The sequence below is a fragment of the Mycobacterium sp. NPDC003449 genome (assembly GCF_053588415.1).
In genome coordinates, this window is the sequence record NZ_JBSFPX010000200.1 from 1 (window position 1) to 12,943 (window position 12,943).

General features: G+C 69.4%; 16 protein-coding genes and 1 pseudogene. 7 read left to right on the top strand and 10 right to left on the bottom strand.

Annotated features, from left to right (window positions below; translation table 11 throughout):
• A partial coding sequence (locus ACWDTP_RS32560) for an FAD-binding oxidoreductase (RefSeq protein WP_450027359.1) occupies nucleotides 1-351 on the bottom strand: 351 nt, incomplete at its 3' end.
• 125 nt (nucleotides 352-476) lie between these two features.
• On the opposite strand from ACWDTP_RS32560, the gene ACWDTP_RS32565 reads away from it, so the two are divergent.
• Both ACWDTP_RS32565 and ACWDTP_RS32570 read left to right on the top strand, forming a co-directional pair.
• Nucleotides 477-1,970, top strand: a complete 1,494-nt coding sequence (locus ACWDTP_RS32565; protein WP_450027345.1) for a CHAD domain-containing protein — start codon at nucleotides 477-479, stop codon at nucleotides 1,968-1,970.
• The gene (locus ACWDTP_RS32570) at nucleotides 1,967-2,698 is read left to right on the top strand and encodes a ParA family protein (protein WP_450027346.1); all 732 of its coding nucleotides are present in this window, start codon (nucleotides 1,967-1,969) and stop codon (nucleotides 2,696-2,698) included. The genes ACWDTP_RS32565 and ACWDTP_RS32570 overlap by 4 nt, the downstream gene beginning before the upstream one ends.
• Here ACWDTP_RS32570 and ACWDTP_RS32575 read toward each other — a convergent pair.
• The gene (locus ACWDTP_RS32575; protein WP_450027347.1) at nucleotides 2,691-3,911 is read right to left on the bottom strand and encodes an MFS transporter; all 1,221 of its coding nucleotides are present in this window, start codon (nucleotides 3,909-3,911) and stop codon (nucleotides 2,691-2,693) included. The genes ACWDTP_RS32570 and ACWDTP_RS32575 overlap by 8 nt on opposite strands.
• Nucleotides 3,912-3,938: 27 nt before the next feature.
• Between ACWDTP_RS32575 and ACWDTP_RS32580 the strand changes: the two genes are divergently transcribed.
• Genes ACWDTP_RS32580 through ACWDTP_RS32590 form a run of 3 tightly spaced genes read left to right on the top strand, consistent with a single transcriptional unit; the run spans nucleotide 3,939 to nucleotide 6,429 of the window.
• Nucleotides 3,939-4,772, top strand: coding sequence for a uracil-DNA glycosylase (locus ACWDTP_RS32580; protein ID WP_450027348.1), 834 nt, complete (start codon nucleotides 3,939-3,941; stop codon nucleotides 4,770-4,772).
• Nucleotides 4,773-4,785: 13 nt separating this feature from the next.
• The gene (locus ACWDTP_RS32585; RefSeq protein ID WP_450027349.1) at nucleotides 4,786-5,835 is read left to right on the top strand and encodes an LLM class flavin-dependent oxidoreductase; all 1,050 of its coding nucleotides are present in this window, start codon (nucleotides 4,786-4,788) and stop codon (nucleotides 5,833-5,835) included.
• 9 nt (nucleotides 5,836-5,844) lie between these two features.
• Nucleotides 5,845-6,429, top strand: a complete 585-nt coding sequence (locus ACWDTP_RS32590) for a hypothetical protein (RefSeq protein WP_450027350.1) — start codon at nucleotides 5,845-5,847, stop codon at nucleotides 6,427-6,429.
• Between the two features lie 93 nt (nucleotides 6,430-6,522).
• Here ACWDTP_RS32590 and ACWDTP_RS32595 read toward each other — a convergent pair.
• From ACWDTP_RS32595 to ACWDTP_RS32610, 4 genes and pseudogenes are all read right to left on the bottom strand, one after another.
• Nucleotides 6,523-6,705, bottom strand: a pseudogene (locus ACWDTP_RS32595) (hypothetical protein); the annotation flags it as partial.
• A 935-nt stretch (nucleotides 6,706-7,640) separates the two neighbouring features.
• Nucleotides 7,641-8,087 carry a nitroreductase family deazaflavin-dependent oxidoreductase gene (locus ACWDTP_RS32600; RefSeq protein WP_450027360.1) on the bottom strand — a complete coding sequence of 149 codons (447 nt, stop codon included), beginning with the start codon at nucleotides 8,085-8,087 and terminating at the stop codon, nucleotides 7,641-7,643.
• A gap of 9 nt (nucleotides 8,088-8,096) precedes the next feature.
• Nucleotides 8,097-8,534, bottom strand: coding sequence for an HIT family protein (locus ACWDTP_RS32605; protein WP_450027351.1), 438 nt, complete (start codon nucleotides 8,532-8,534; stop codon nucleotides 8,097-8,099).
• Between the two features lie 9 nt (nucleotides 8,535-8,543).
• Nucleotides 8,544-9,518 (bottom strand): aldo/keto reductase, encoded by a 975-nt coding sequence (locus tag ACWDTP_RS32610; RefSeq protein WP_450027352.1) that lies wholly within the window; start codon nucleotides 9,516-9,518, stop codon nucleotides 8,544-8,546.
• A 61-nt stretch (nucleotides 9,519-9,579) separates the two neighbouring features.
• Here ACWDTP_RS32610 and ACWDTP_RS32615 point away from each other — a divergent pair, with 61 nt between their 5' ends.
• Complete coding sequence (locus ACWDTP_RS32615) at nucleotides 9,580-10,140, top strand: TetR/AcrR family transcriptional regulator (RefSeq protein WP_450027353.1); 561 nt, start codon at nucleotides 9,580-9,582, stop codon at nucleotides 10,138-10,140.
• Here ACWDTP_RS32615 and ACWDTP_RS32620 read toward each other — a convergent pair.
• On the bottom strand, nucleotides 10,137-10,604 hold the full coding sequence (locus tag ACWDTP_RS32620) for a VOC family protein (RefSeq protein ID WP_450027354.1): 468 nt from the start codon (nucleotides 10,602-10,604) through the stop codon (nucleotides 10,137-10,139). The genes ACWDTP_RS32615 and ACWDTP_RS32620 overlap by 4 nt on opposite strands.
• Before the next feature lie 27 nt (nucleotides 10,605-10,631).
• On the opposite strand from ACWDTP_RS32620, the gene ACWDTP_RS32625 reads away from it, so the two are divergent.
• Entirely contained in the window at nucleotides 10,632-11,468 is an 837-nt protein-coding gene (locus ACWDTP_RS32625) for an AraC family transcriptional regulator (protein ID WP_450027355.1), read from the top strand.
• 17 nt (nucleotides 11,469-11,485) lie between these two features.
• Here ACWDTP_RS32625 and ACWDTP_RS32630 read toward each other — a convergent pair whose 3' ends face one another.
• The 3 genes from ACWDTP_RS32630 to ACWDTP_RS32640 all read right to left on the bottom strand — a co-directional run.
• Entirely contained in the window at nucleotides 11,486-11,974 is a 489-nt protein-coding gene (locus tag ACWDTP_RS32630) for a DNA-deoxyinosine glycosylase (RefSeq protein WP_450027356.1), read from the bottom strand.
• Nucleotides 11,967-12,677, bottom strand: coding sequence for a polysaccharide deacetylase family protein (locus ACWDTP_RS32635; RefSeq protein ID WP_450027357.1), 711 nt, complete (start codon nucleotides 12,675-12,677; stop codon nucleotides 11,967-11,969). The genes ACWDTP_RS32630 and ACWDTP_RS32635 overlap by 8 nt, the downstream gene beginning before the upstream one ends.
• 80 nt (nucleotides 12,678-12,757) lie before the next feature.
• Nucleotides 12,758-12,943 (bottom strand): hypothetical protein (locus ACWDTP_RS32640; protein WP_450027358.1); only part of this gene is annotated, 186 nt, incomplete at its 5' end.

Genomic DNA, 12,943 nt, shown 5'->3' on the forward strand with positions numbered 1-12,943 from the left:
CTTCACCTCGGCGTTGAGCAGCCCGGGTTGTACCACGGCGGTCCTGGTGACCGGGTCGACGCGGATATCGCGCATCTTCTCGGTGGACAGCACGATGCCGCCGTCGAGTGCGGTCGCGCCGCCGGACAGTCCGGTGCCCGCCCCGCGGGGCACCACCGCGACCTTGTGTTGGCCGGCCCAGCGCAGCACGGTCTGCACCTCTTCGGTGCGGGAGGGGCGGACCACTGCCAGGGGTGTGCCCGCGGTGGGATCGGCGGCGCGGTCCTGGCGGTAGGAGGCCAGGATGTCGGGGTCGGTGACCACGACACCGTCGGGAAGTTCGGCGATCAGCTCTGACAGCACAGCTGCGATCCTAACGAGCCCGGACTATGTGTACGCGGGCCGAACTGTTCGTTAACCGAACATGTCTAGGATCTGGGGCCAATGTCGCCGACCACCGCACCAGAAAGGTTCCAGATGACCCAGCGAGGTACTCGATGACCTCTCGGGACGCCCGAGCCTTGAACATCGTGGGTGTGGTCGCGGTCGACGAGATCGCCGATGCGGTGCAACCGAAGTACACCGTGATCGCCGGACCCGAACGCGCGGTGTCGCGCACCTGGATCGACACGTTCGACTGGCGGCTGCACGATGCGGGTATCGCACTGCGGTTCGTCGACGACCGCCCGCTCACCGCGCAGCTGCCGGACGGTACGGACGTGCGGTGCCCGGTGATGCCGAAGTGGCCCGCGATGGCCGAGGACCTGCCCGCCGGTCCGCTGCGCGACGCCCTCGCCCCGATCATCGAGCCGAGGGCGCTGCTGCCGGTGGTCGCGGTGGCGGGCACCGTGCAGGAGTGCCGCGTGCTCAACACCGACGAGAAGACGGTGGCCCGGCTGCTCATCGAGCACAGCGACAACGACATGGGCTGGCTGGAGGTGACGCCGCTGCGCGGCTACGACTCCGACGCCGACCGCATCGTGCGTGCCCTGTCCGCGGTCGACGGGCTGACCAGGGCCGAGGTGAGCTCCTACGACGATGCACTGGCCCACGCCGAGCGGGCGCCCCGCGGGCCCGGCGCGACGTTCACCGCGAAAACGCCCGCGGCGGCCGCGATCGCGACCGTGCTGGCGAACTTCGCGGCCGCGATCGACGACAATGTGGCGGGCACGATCGCGGCCACCGACACCGAGTTCCTGCACGATCTGCGGGTCGCGGTGCGGCGCACCCGGTCGATCCTCAAACTGGTGGGCGATGTGCTGCCCGACGATCTGGCGGAGCGTTTCGGGCCCGAATTTAAATGGCTCGGCGACCTCACCACCCCGGTCCGCGACCTCGACGTCTACCTGCTCGGGTTCGACGATATGGCCACCGGGCTCACCTCGGCCGCCCCGGCCGATCTCGGCCCGTTCCGATCGTTCCTGCGCAGGCACCGCACCGCCGAGCGGCGCAGCCTGGTCCGGGGCCTGCGATCCCGCCGCTTCGAAACACTCATGGCGGATTGGCGCGCCGAGCTGGCCCGGGTGACCGAAACAGCGGACGGACCGCCGGTTTCGGCGCTGGCCCGGCAACGGGTCGGCAAGGTGTTCGACAAGGTCGCCAAACGCGGTGCTGGGATCACCGCCGAATCGCCCAGCGACGACGTGCATTCGCTGCGCAAGCGGTGCAAGGAGCTGCGCTATCTGCTCGAGGTGTTCCGGCCGCTGCACGCCGAGCAACCGCACCGCAAGCTGGTCAAGGAGCTGAAATCGCTGCAGGACACGCTCGGTGACTTCCAGGACGGCGAGGTGCAGCGCGAGGCGGTCCGCGAATTCGCCGGGGCCATGATGGAGCAGGGTGCCGCGCCGCCTGCCACCGTTCTCGCGATGGGGGAGTTGGCCGCCCAGCTCGACGCCCACCAGCTGCGCGCCCGTTCGGCACTGGTGGGCAGGCTGCGGCCGTTCCTGGACGACGAGAATCGGGCCCGAGTGAAAGCGCTGGTACAGCGGTGAAGATCTACGCGACCTACAACATCAAGGGCGGTGTCGGTAAGACCTCGGCCGCGGTGAACCTTGCGCACCTGTCCTCACTCGAGGGCAACCGCACGCTGCTGTGGGATCTCGATCCGCAGGGCGCCGCCACCTACCTGTTCCGGATCCGGCCCAAGGTCAAGGGCGGCAGCAAGGGGCTGGTCCGCGGTAAGCGCACGCTCGACGATGCGATCAAGGCCACCGATTTCGACCTGCTCGACCTGGTGCCGGCAGATTTCACCTACCGCAATATGGACCTGCAGCTCGACGATACGAAGAAGCCGACCCGGCGGATCCGGCAGTTGCTGGCACCGCTCGCCGACGAATACGACGTGGTCTTCCTGGACTGCCCGCCGAGCATCTCACTGGTCTCGGAGAATGTGCTGCACGCCGTCGACACGTTGGTGGCGCCGATGATTCCGGCCACTCTGTCGGTGCGCACCTACGACCAGTTGGTCGGATTCGTCGGGGATTTCGAGGGCAGGCAGCCGACCGTGAAGGCGTTCTTCTCGATGGTGGACCGGCGCAAGCGGCTGCACCGCGATGTGGTCGCGCAGCTGTCGGCCGAACGGGAGGGCATTCTCGACACCGATATCGCGGCGTTGTCCGTCATCGAGCAGATGGCCGAGAAGCGGTCACCGGTCACGGCGTTCGCGCCGCACAGCCCGGCGGCCGAGCAGTACCGGGTGCTGTGGGAGCAGATCAGCTGACGTCGAGTTGGCGCAGCGCGGGAAGCGCGATCGCGATCAGCCCGAGCGCCAGCATCGGAAGCGACAACGCCAGGAAGGTCACGTGCAGGCCGGCCGCGTCGGCCAGCGGGCCCGCCACGATCAGGCCCAGCGGGCCCGCGGCGTAGGCCAGCGACCCCATCACACCGACCACCCGGCCGCGCAGATGCTGCGGTGCCCTGGTCTGCATGACGTAGTTGTAGATCGGCGCCATCGGCCCGTACACCAGGCCGACGATCGCGCACAGCACCAGGATCAGCGGCAGCGGCGGCAGGAACGCGATGACCGTCATCGCCACCCCGAGGGTCAGCACGGCGGTCAGCATGGTGGCCCGCCGGCTCGCGTACTTCGAGAGCACGGCATAGCCGAGCGCGCCCACCAGGCCGCCGATGCTCAGCGCCATCAGCACCCAGCCGAGTTCGGCCGGCTCGTCGCGGTCGGTGAAGTACTTCGGGAACAACACGCTCTCCATTGGCATGTACAGCCCGGTGGCGACCAGGTCGACGATCGCCAGGGTGCGCAGCACCGGGGTGTGCCAGACGAATCTCAGCCCTTCGACGATGCCGGACCAGACGCCGTCGGGCAGGGCGGCCCGGTCCGGCGGGCCCGTCCCTTCCAGTCGCAGCACCGACACGGCCGCGATCGAACAACCGAACGCCACCGCGGTCACCCACATGGTGTTGATCCCGCCGATGGTGGCGATCAGCAGTCCGCCGATACCGGGCCCGACGATGTAGGCCAGGTTGAACACCGCCTCGTACACGCTGTTGGCGTGGTCCAGCGTCCAGCCCGCCCGGCCCGCCGCCTCGGGCAGCATGGTCTCGCGTGCGGTCATCCCGGCCGGGTCGAAGAACGCCCCGAATGCGGCCAGCACCGCGAGTACCGCGACGTTGATGGCCTCCACACCGAACACCAGGGCCAGCACCGGAACCGCCGCCACCGACAGCGCGGAGAGCAGGTCGGAGATCATCGACACCCGCCGCCGGCCGAGATAGTCGACGGCGGCCCCGGCGATCAGCGTCGCGACCAGCAACGGCAGCGTCCCGGCCATCGCGACGATCGAGGCGTCGAGTGCGGAACCGTTGCGCTGCAACACCAGCCATGGGAACGCCACCATCGATATCCCGTTGCCCGCGCCCGCCGTCAGCGCGGCGGACAGGATCAGCAGCAGCGGGCCGCGCCCGGTGTCGGTCATGGACGGATTTTGCGGCACAGTGGACGGGTGCAGCTACCGCATTTTCGTACCGGGGACCTGTTCGCCTCCCCGGTGCCGCCCGGCGCGGGCTGGCCCGGCGATCCGGCGACACCCGACACGCCGGTGGTCAAGACCGCCGCTCAGGTCCGCAGGCGGGCCCGCGCGGTGAGCGGCATCGGCGAACTCGACGCCATGGTGTCGGTGTGCCGGGCCTGCCCGCGGCTGGTGTCCTGGCGCGAGGAAGTGGCCGTGGTCAAACGGAAATCCTTTGCCGATCAACCATATTGGGGCAGGCCCGCGCCCGGCTTCGGGGCATCCGAGCCGCGGGTGTTCATCGTCGGCCTTGCGCCTGCCGCGCACGGGGCCAACCGCACCGGGCGGGTGTTCACCGGCGACCGGTCGGGGGACTTCCTGTTCGCCTCGCTGCACCGGGCCGGGCTGGCCACCCAGGCGGTATGTGTCGACGCCGCCGACGGCATGCGGTTGATCGACACCAGGATGGCCGCCGCGGTGCGCTGCGCCCCGCCTGCCAATGCGCCGACCCCCGGGGAACGGTCGGTCTGCGCGCCGTGGCTGGACGCCGAATGGCGGCTGGTGGGCCCGCATGTCCGGGTGATCGTCGCGCTCGGCGGCTTCGCCTGGCGCGCCGCACTGGAGATGGCCGGCGCCGCGATCAGACCGGCGCCCAAGTTCGGCCACGGCGCGGCCGTGCCGCTGGACACCGAGTTCGGCACGGTGACGCTGCTCGGCTGCTTTCACCCCAGCCAACAGAACACCTTCACCGGCAGACTCACCGAGCCGATGCTCGACGACATCTTCGCCACCGCGAAGCGGATCGGGAACGAACCCGGCGGGTCGTGACGTTGACGCTGTCATGCGGCTCTCTGTCCTCGACCTCGTCCCGGTGCGCACCGACCAGTCCACCGCCGATGCCCTGACGGCCACGACCCATCTCGCGCAGACCGCGGACCGGCTGGGATACACCCGCTACTGGATCGCCGAGCACCACAACATGCCGGCCGTCGCGGCCACCAGCCCGCCGGTGCTCATCGCGCATCTGGCGGCGCACACCGCGCAGCTGCGGCTGGGTTCGGGCGGGGTCATGCTGCCCAACCACGCACCGCTGGCGGTGGCCGAACAGTTCGCCCTGCTGGAGGCGGCCCATCCGGGGCGGATCGACCTGGGCATCGGCCGCGCGCCCGGCTCGGATCCGGTGACCTCGCTGGCCCTGCGCGGGGCCGCGGGCCGTGACGACCGGGACATCGAGGCCTTCCCGCAGTACCTCGACGATGTGGTGGCGCTGATGGGGGAGCGCGGGGTCCGGGTGCCGCTGCCGCGCGATCTGCTGCGGGAGAACTACGTCCTCAAGGCCACCCCGTCGGCGGCCACCGAACCGCGGATGTGGCTGCTCGGCTCGTCGATGTACTCGGCGCACCTGGCCGCGGCCAAGGGTCTGCCGTATGTGTTCGCCCACCATTTCTCCGGGCACGGCACCGCCGAGGCCCTCGCGGTGTACCGCGACGAGTTCGTCCCCAGCGACCTGGCGTCCGAGCCGGTGACCTTCCTGACCGTCAACGCGTCGGTGGCCGAGACCACCGAGGAGGCCAAGGCCCTGCTGCTGCCGCAGCTGCAGATGATGGGGCGGCTGCGCACCGGCCAGCCGCTCGGCCCGCTCGACCTGGTCGAGGACGCCGAGGCGACCACCATGACCCCGCAGGCCCAGGCAGTCGTCGCCTCGGGGTTGCAACGCGCCGTGCTGGGCTCGCCCACCGAGGCTGCCGAACAGGTGCGGGCACTGGCCGAGGAGTTCGGGGTCGACGAGGTCATGGTCAACCCGGTCGCCTCCGCCCGCCGCGGTGCCGACCCGGCCGAGGCGACGGCCCGCGACACCACCCTGGAGCTGCTGGCCAAGGAGCTCTTCTAGGCTGAGCCGGTGACTCGCCCCCCGATGGCAGGCGGCCCGCCGCCACCCCGTTTTCCGTCTGCTCCGCCGCCCACCGTCTCCCCGCGTGGCAGGCTCGTGCCGATCGGCGTCGTGTTGGCGCTGGTCCTCGCGGTCGCCGCACTGGTGATCGCCCTGGTATCGCTGGGGCAGAAACCCGATGCCGGTGAGCGGGCGCAGGCCACCAACGCCGAGGCGCCCACCGTGCCGGCCACCGACGCCGACCGGGAGCTGTGCCAGGCCATAGCGCCGCTGATGAAAGAGAACGACGACCGCAGCAACGGGTTCCTTGGCAGCGGCGATCCCGGCTCTCCCGAGCAGACCGCGGCACTGCCGGGCTTCGTCACCGACACCCAGGACTGGGCACGCCGGACCCAGGAGGTGCTCGACGCGCACGCCGCCCCGCCCCGGTTCATGACCCGGGCATTACAGCGCTACATCGACGATATGCAGCTGTTCGTGGCGAGTGTGCGTCCCGGACCGGGCACCCCCTACGACGAGGCCGCCTGGACCGACAGCATCGTGGCCTACGGTGGCCCGCTCTCGGTGTGTCAGGCGCTCGGCGTGCAGTGGTAGCGGGGTAACCGCGTTTGTAACGCTGTGGCGGCCGCGGGCCGGATTTTCCGCCGTGGCGTTACCAGCGCCGACGGTGCGCACTCGTCGGCCGGGCTACGGCACCAGCGGGATCCATAGGCCGAACAGCCAGACGCCCCACTGATCGAATCCGGGGTCCCAGATCGGCACGACGCGGTAGCCCCAGTAGTCGAACGGCGGTGGCGGCGGCCCGTACCGCGGTGGCAGCGGCCCGTACCAGGCCGGCGGTGGCGGCGGTCCCCAACCCCACGGAGCCGCGCCGTATCCCCACGGCGCCGGGCCACCACGCCAGGGCGGGGGTGCCAGGTGGATGCGCAGTCCCCGCAGATCCAGCCGGAAGTCCAGCGGTGCGATCAGCCGCAGGCTCAGCCGGAGGTCGGCGGCCGGGCGGCCCGGTGCGCGGAAGTGAACGCGGAACTTCGGGCGGAAGTCCGCGGGCGGACGGCCCTTCCAGCGGAAGTCCACCTTGATGTCGCCGCGGGGGCGAAGCGGGTCGAAGCGGAACTTCGCCCGGAAGTCGGCGGCCGGGCGACCCTTCCAGCGGAAGTCCAGCTTGAAGTCGCCGGGCTTCTTGGGCGGATGCAGATTCACCCGGAAGCCACCCCTGGTGTCGGCGGCGATCCGGCCGGGCAGCTTGAGCCCGACTTTGACATCCGGTTTGGGTAGTTTCGGCGGCCGGAAATCGCCGCGCAGCGTCCCCGGTATCCGGTCGGGGCCGGGGAGGTCGACCTTGGGAGCCTTCGGCAGGTCGATCTTGGGTGCCTTGGGGAGGTCGATCTTGGGTGCCTTGGGGAGGTCGACTTTGGGTGCGTCGATCTTCGGTGCCTTGGGCACGTCGATCTTGGGTGCGTCGATTTTCGGCGCTTTGGGCACGTCGATCTTGGGTGCGCCGACCTTGGGTGCCTTGGGGAGGTCGACCTTGGGTGCTTTAGGCGCCTCGATCTTGGGCGCCTTGGGCGCCTTCGCGCCGCCGCCACCCCCTCCGCCGCCACCTTTCGGTGGCTTCGGGGGTTTGGGCCCGCCGCCACAGTCGGCGCCGGGTGGGCACGGTGAGGCATGGGCAGTACCCGGGACGACGGGTGCAATACCCACAGTCACGACAGCCGCAATGGCCGCGCTCACGACCAGCCGCTTCATATACATCAGGAACCCGTTCGGTGACCTTGGCTGAATATCACCCCGACCAGGCCATGCTATCGCGGGGCCAGCACGATCACCGGAATGGGCCGCGTCGTCCGCTTCTGGTATCCGATGTAGCGGTCCTTGTTGCCCTTCATATCGTTCACCAGCCGCCACAGCCGCGGATACTCCGGATCGTCGGGCCGCACCGGTGTGGCCGTGACGGCGAACCGTTTCGGGCCGACGTTGATCTCCACCTGCGGATTGGCCTTGAGATTGTGGTACCAGCCGGGCGCCGTCGGCTCACCGCCTTTCGACGCGACGACGAGGTAGTTGGCGCCGTCGCGGGCGTAGGTCAGTGAATTGGCGCGCTGCTGACCGGTTTTGGCGCCGACGGTGTGCAGGATCAGCGCCGACGGGCCGCCGGGGATCGTGTGTCCGATCCGGCCGTTGGACGCTTTGTAGATCCTGTCGTGCACCATCAGCATCGGAAGCCCGATATAGCGTTCCCACCACGGCATGCCCATGGGTCAATCCTGCTCGGCCGCATCGAGTTGCGCCAGGGCGGCACGTAGCAGCCTGCCGGATTCCTCGCGGTCCGGATCGCGACGCACCAGCACGCCCTTGGCGAACGACAGTTTGTCGCCGCTGCGCCGCGGCAGTACGTGCAGGTGAATGTGGAACACGCTCTGGAAGGCCGCCTTGCCGTCGTTGATGGCGATGTTGTTGCCGTCGGCATGCAACCCGGACTCGCGGGCGGCCCGCGCGATGCGCTGGCCGATGGTGGCCAGCTCGGCGACGGTGGCCGGCGGGGTGTCGGTCAGGTCGACGCTGTGCTTCTTCGGGATCACCAGCGTGTGCCCCCTGGTGAACGGCCGGATGTCGAGGAAGGCCAGAAAATCCTGATCCTCGTAAATGCGGATGGCGGGAGCCTCACCCGCGACGATCGCGCAGAACACACATGACATTCCGCCAACCTAGCCGCTCAGCGAAGCGGCCAGTTCGGCCAGGCCGGTGGTCTCCTCGGGTGAGAGTTCGACGCGCATGGCGGCGGCGGCTTCGGCGGCGTGCTGCGGTTTCGACGCGCCGGGGATGGCGACGACGGTGTCGCCGTAATGCGTGACCACCCAGGAGAGGGCGATCTGGCTGACGGTGGCGTCGTGGGTGGCGGCGAGGTCGCGCAGTCCCTCGATCAACGGTGCCGAGCGGTCGATGTTCTGGGGGTTGAGGCCCATGATGGTGCGGCGCAGCCGGGGTACCCGGTCGAGCAGGCTGCGGTCATCGTGGAACTTGCCGGTCAGAATGCCTTCCCGCAGCGGCGAATACGCGATCAGGGTGATGCCGAGGCGGCGCGCGGTGTCCAGCACTCCGTTGGTCTCGATGTCGCGGTGCAGCAGGCTGATCTGCACCTGGTTGCTGGCCAGTGCGAGGCCCTGCCGTTCGAGCGTCGAGTGGGCGCGCTCCATCTGCCGTGCGGAGAAGTTGCTGACGCCGACGGCGCCGATCTCGTGGGCGTTGGCCAGCCGACCCATGGCCTTGACCTGTGCCCGGATGGGGGACAGCCCGCCGGCGCCCAGGTGAATCTGGTGCAGGTCCACCGGGAACGGGTCGAGCGCGTGTAACCGGGCGTCGATGCTGCGCGCGACGCTGCGCGCGGTCCGGCCGACCGGATTCCACTTGGTGGCCACCGTGACGTCGCCCGGCCGGATCCCGGCGCGGACCAGTCCGCCGCTGAGCGCCCGTTCCGATCCGCCGCGGCCGTATATCTCGGCGGTGTCGAACCAGGTGATGCCACCGTCCACCGCCGCCTTGATGATCTGGTCGGTCTGCTGCTCGGGCTGCGCCGGGAACATCCTGGTGGCAAGGCCGCGGCCGGCGCCGGACAGCTGCATACAGCCAAGGCCGATGGGAGATACGGCAAAACCGGTGCGGCCCAGCTCACGCGAAGTCATGAGACGACAGTACATCAGTGTGAGACGAAGTTGTCTCGCAATGAGACGCTATGCTATCTGCGTGGTGAAGTCTGACGCGGCGACCGAGCGGACCCGGGCGACGATTCTCGACGCCGCGGCACGGGTGCTGGGCCGGCGCGCCGATGCCCCGATGGCCGATATCGCCGACGAGGCCGGAGTGGGACGCGCGACGCTGTACCGCCACTTCCCGACCCGTGAAGCGCTGCTGCACGGCGCGGCCGAGGCCGGCACCGCCGAACTGGCCGACGCATTCGATGCCGCCGACCTGGACACCGTCCCCGCCGAACGGGCCATCTCGAGAGTCACCGGCATCTTTCTGCGGACCGGGGCCAAATACGCGGCACTGCTCGGCCAGCTCGAGGAGGATCCGGATCCGGAGGCCAAGGACCGGGTGATCCGGCCGGTGCGTGCGGTGATCGACCGCGGCATCCGGGAGGGGTTGCTGCGCAACGACATTGCCGCCGACATGTTGTTCGAGATGTTCACCGCGCTGGTTGAACGGGCGCTGTGGCTGACCGTCGGGGGCACGCTGACTCCCGAGGCGGCCGTCGAGGCTGTCGTCGAGCTCTTCCTCGGCGGCGCGCGCCGGGTGGCCGATTAGGCGTTCTGGGTCGCCCACTCGGCCACGCGACGCTCCCGCTCCTCGGCGGACAGGTTCTCGACCCGGGTCATCACCGTCCAGCGCTGCCCGAACGGGTCGACGATCGAGGCGAACCGGTCGCCGGTGACGAAGGTCTGTGCGGGTTCGCGGACCGTGGCGCCGGCCTGCTCCGCACGTGCTACGACGGCGTCCACGTCGGGGCAGTACAGACCCAACGAATGTGTCGCGGCCGCGGCCGGATCGGGAGCCGCGATGTCGAAGGCCTCTTGCGGGTCACCGAGCTGCAGCCGGCCCGACCCGAAATCCAGCTCGGCATGCGCGACGGCGCCGTCGGGACCGTCCATCCGCTCGACGACCGTCGCGCCGAATACCGTCTGGTAGAAGCCGATCGCATCGGCGGCGCCGGCCACGCAGATGAACGGAGTCAGGCTGGTGTAGCCCTCGGGAATGGGTTTGATGCTCATCCCCGCCAGTTTCGTAACCTTGACCCCGTGGTGGCTTGGAAAAATGCGTCAGGGCACACCGTGGCGGAGCGCGGCGTGGTCGGGCGCGCCGCCAGCGCCACGGCATTCGACCTGGCCCGGTGGGCGCCGTCCGAGGAGGCCGCACGGTTCGTCGAGCACTTCTGGTCGGTCAGTTGGGACCGGCGCGACCAGCCGCCGTTCGACAGCGCCGTGATCACCTTTCCGGCCATGCACATCACCAGGGAATGGGGCGATGACGTTGTCCGGCACGGTCATCGGCTGCCGAACACCCTGCTGCACGGGGTGGTGCAGCGGGTGTTCCGGACCACTATCAGTGGACGGGGCGTGGTGGTGGGCGCCCGGTTCCGGCCGGGCGGCGTCACGGCACGCTTCGGTGGGGATGCCTCCGCGATGACCGGCCGGGTCGTCCCGGTCGACGACGAATTATTCGGTACTCCAATCTATCTCGGCACCGATGTGGCAGAGGTGAGCCGGCGCCTGGACGACGCGATCGGTGCCTACGCGGGGCCGGTGGACGAGACGTACCGGCAGCTGACCCCGCTGATCGATCGGATGGCCGACGATGCCGCCCTGCACCGGGTGGAGCAGGTCATGGCCCATTCGCCGTGGAGCGTGCGCACTACGCAGCGGGTGTTCCGCCGATATGTCGGCGTGCCGGTGAAATGGGTGCTGTGCCGGTACCGCCTGCAGCAGGCGGCCTTGGAGATCGAAAGCCGCCCCGGTGTCGACTTCGCCGATCTGGCGGTCCGGCTGGGCTGGTACGACCAGGCGCATTTCATCAACGACTTCCGCTCCATGCTGGGCCGGACGCCGGGCGAGTACTCGGCCGAACACGGGGCGTGAGACCGCTCAGAACGCCCTCAGGCCTCGAGCGCGGACCGCCAGGCGGCAAGCTTGTCGGCGTACCGCATGGTCTGCGCCGGGCTGGTGGACGGTGCCCGCACGCTGGAAAGAGGCGGGGCACCGACCAACTGCAGGTAATTGGCCTCGGCCGCGGCGCCGTTGAAGATCACGCGTTCGATCCGGCGGTGGCTGTCGAAGAATGCGGCGAAGTCATTGGGCACCATGCTGTCCCGCTCCACAGCGGAATCCAGGCTTCCGGCCCGGCGGCAGGACGCCAGCACATCCCAGACCGCGATGCCGCCGTCGGTCAGCGCACCCACCCGTCGCGGATACCGAGCGTCGGCGTCGAAGCCGAAAATCTCACCGGTGATCCGCCAGAACGCATTACGCGGGTTCCCGTAGTACTCCCCGGAGGCCAGCGACATCACGCTGGGCATGTTGCCGAGGATCAGCCTCCGCGCCTGTGTGCCGGCGATCGGTGCCAGCCCGTGCAGCAGCTCAGCCATGCGCCCCGGCCAATTCCGAGACCGTGACGAACCGGTATCCAGCAGAACGTAATTCGTCGACGATGCGGGGGATGGCGGCCCTGGACGCCGCGCGCCCACGGTACATGGCGTGCAGCAGAATGATCGAGCCGGGCCGCACCGCATCGACGGTTTCGGAGACGATCGTGTCGACGTCCGGTTCGGCCGCCGAATCCGGCTCCACATCCCAGGTCACCGAAACCCGTTCGTGTTCGGCAAGATAGTGCGGCAGCACCCACAGCTTCTTGCCGTAGGGCGGCCGGAACGTGATCGCTCCCCGGTAGCCGGTCGCCCGGATCGCGGCGTCGGTGCGATCGATCTCGTCGGCCACGGTTCGCGGTGACATGAACACCATCCGCCGGTGCGAGAAGCTGTGGTTGCCGATCTCGTGCCCGGCCCCGGCGATCGCGGCGCCCTGTGCCGGGGCGGCGTCGAGTTCGCGGCCGGTCAGGTAGAACGTGGCGGGCACATCGGCGTCGGCGAGGATTCGCAGCACCTCGGGGGTGTACTCGGTCGGTCCATCGTCAAGGGTCAGGGCGACCACCTTCTCGACGGTGTCCACCCGGTTCACCAACGTGCCGGCCAGTTGGAAGCTCCTGGCGTTGGTCAACCGGTAGCCGGCCGCCGCGCTCGCCAGGACCACCACCAGCAGAGCGCTCAGAACCCAGATCCATCGACGCACCACTGCTGTATATCAAGCCCGGGCACGCAGGCGCCCCGAACGGCATGGGGGGTATCACGTTCGGGGCGCCATATCGTATGCCGTCAGCTCAGGTGATGGACCTCCTGCAATCCGTACACCGGCGTCTGCAGGCCCTCGTAGCGGGCCTTGAGCTGCAACGCCAAATACAGTGAGTAATGCCGGGACTGGTGCATCCCAGCCCGTGCCATCGCGACAACACGAGATCGGATGGCTCCGGCCCGAATTCGGGTAACAGCGCGGCGCCGGCG

Excerpts from the sequence above, each read along its gene's own strand:
- ACWDTP_RS32585 (WP_450027349.1), top strand. The coding sequence starts at position 4,786 with ATGCGGCTCTCTGTCCTCGACCTCGTCCCGGTGCGCACCGACCAGTCC.
- ACWDTP_RS32575 (WP_450027347.1), bottom strand. The coding sequence starts at position 3,911 with ATGACCGACACCGGGCGCGGCCCGCTGCTGCTGATCCTGTCCGCCGCG.
- ACWDTP_RS32565 (WP_450027345.1), top strand. The coding sequence starts at position 477 with ATGACCTCTCGGGACGCCCGAGCCTTGAACATCGTGGGTGTGGTCGCG.
- ACWDTP_RS32600 (WP_450027360.1), bottom strand. The coding sequence starts at position 8,087 with ATGCCGTGGTGGGAACGCTATATCGGGCTTCCGATGCTGATGGTGCAC.
- ACWDTP_RS32605 (WP_450027351.1), bottom strand. The coding sequence starts at position 8,534 with ATGTCATGTGTGTTCTGCGCGATCGTCGCGGGTGAGGCTCCCGCCATC.
- ACWDTP_RS32620 (WP_450027354.1), bottom strand. The coding sequence starts at position 10,604 with ATGAGCATCAAACCCATTCCCGAGGGCTACACCAGCCTGACTCCGTTC.
- ACWDTP_RS32630 (WP_450027356.1), bottom strand. The coding sequence starts at position 11,974 with ATGGCTGAGCTGCTGCACGGGCTGGCACCGATCGCCGGCACACAGGCG.
- ACWDTP_RS32610 (WP_450027352.1), bottom strand. The coding sequence starts at position 9,518 with ATGACTTCGCGTGAGCTGGGCCGCACCGGTTTTGCCGTATCTCCCATC.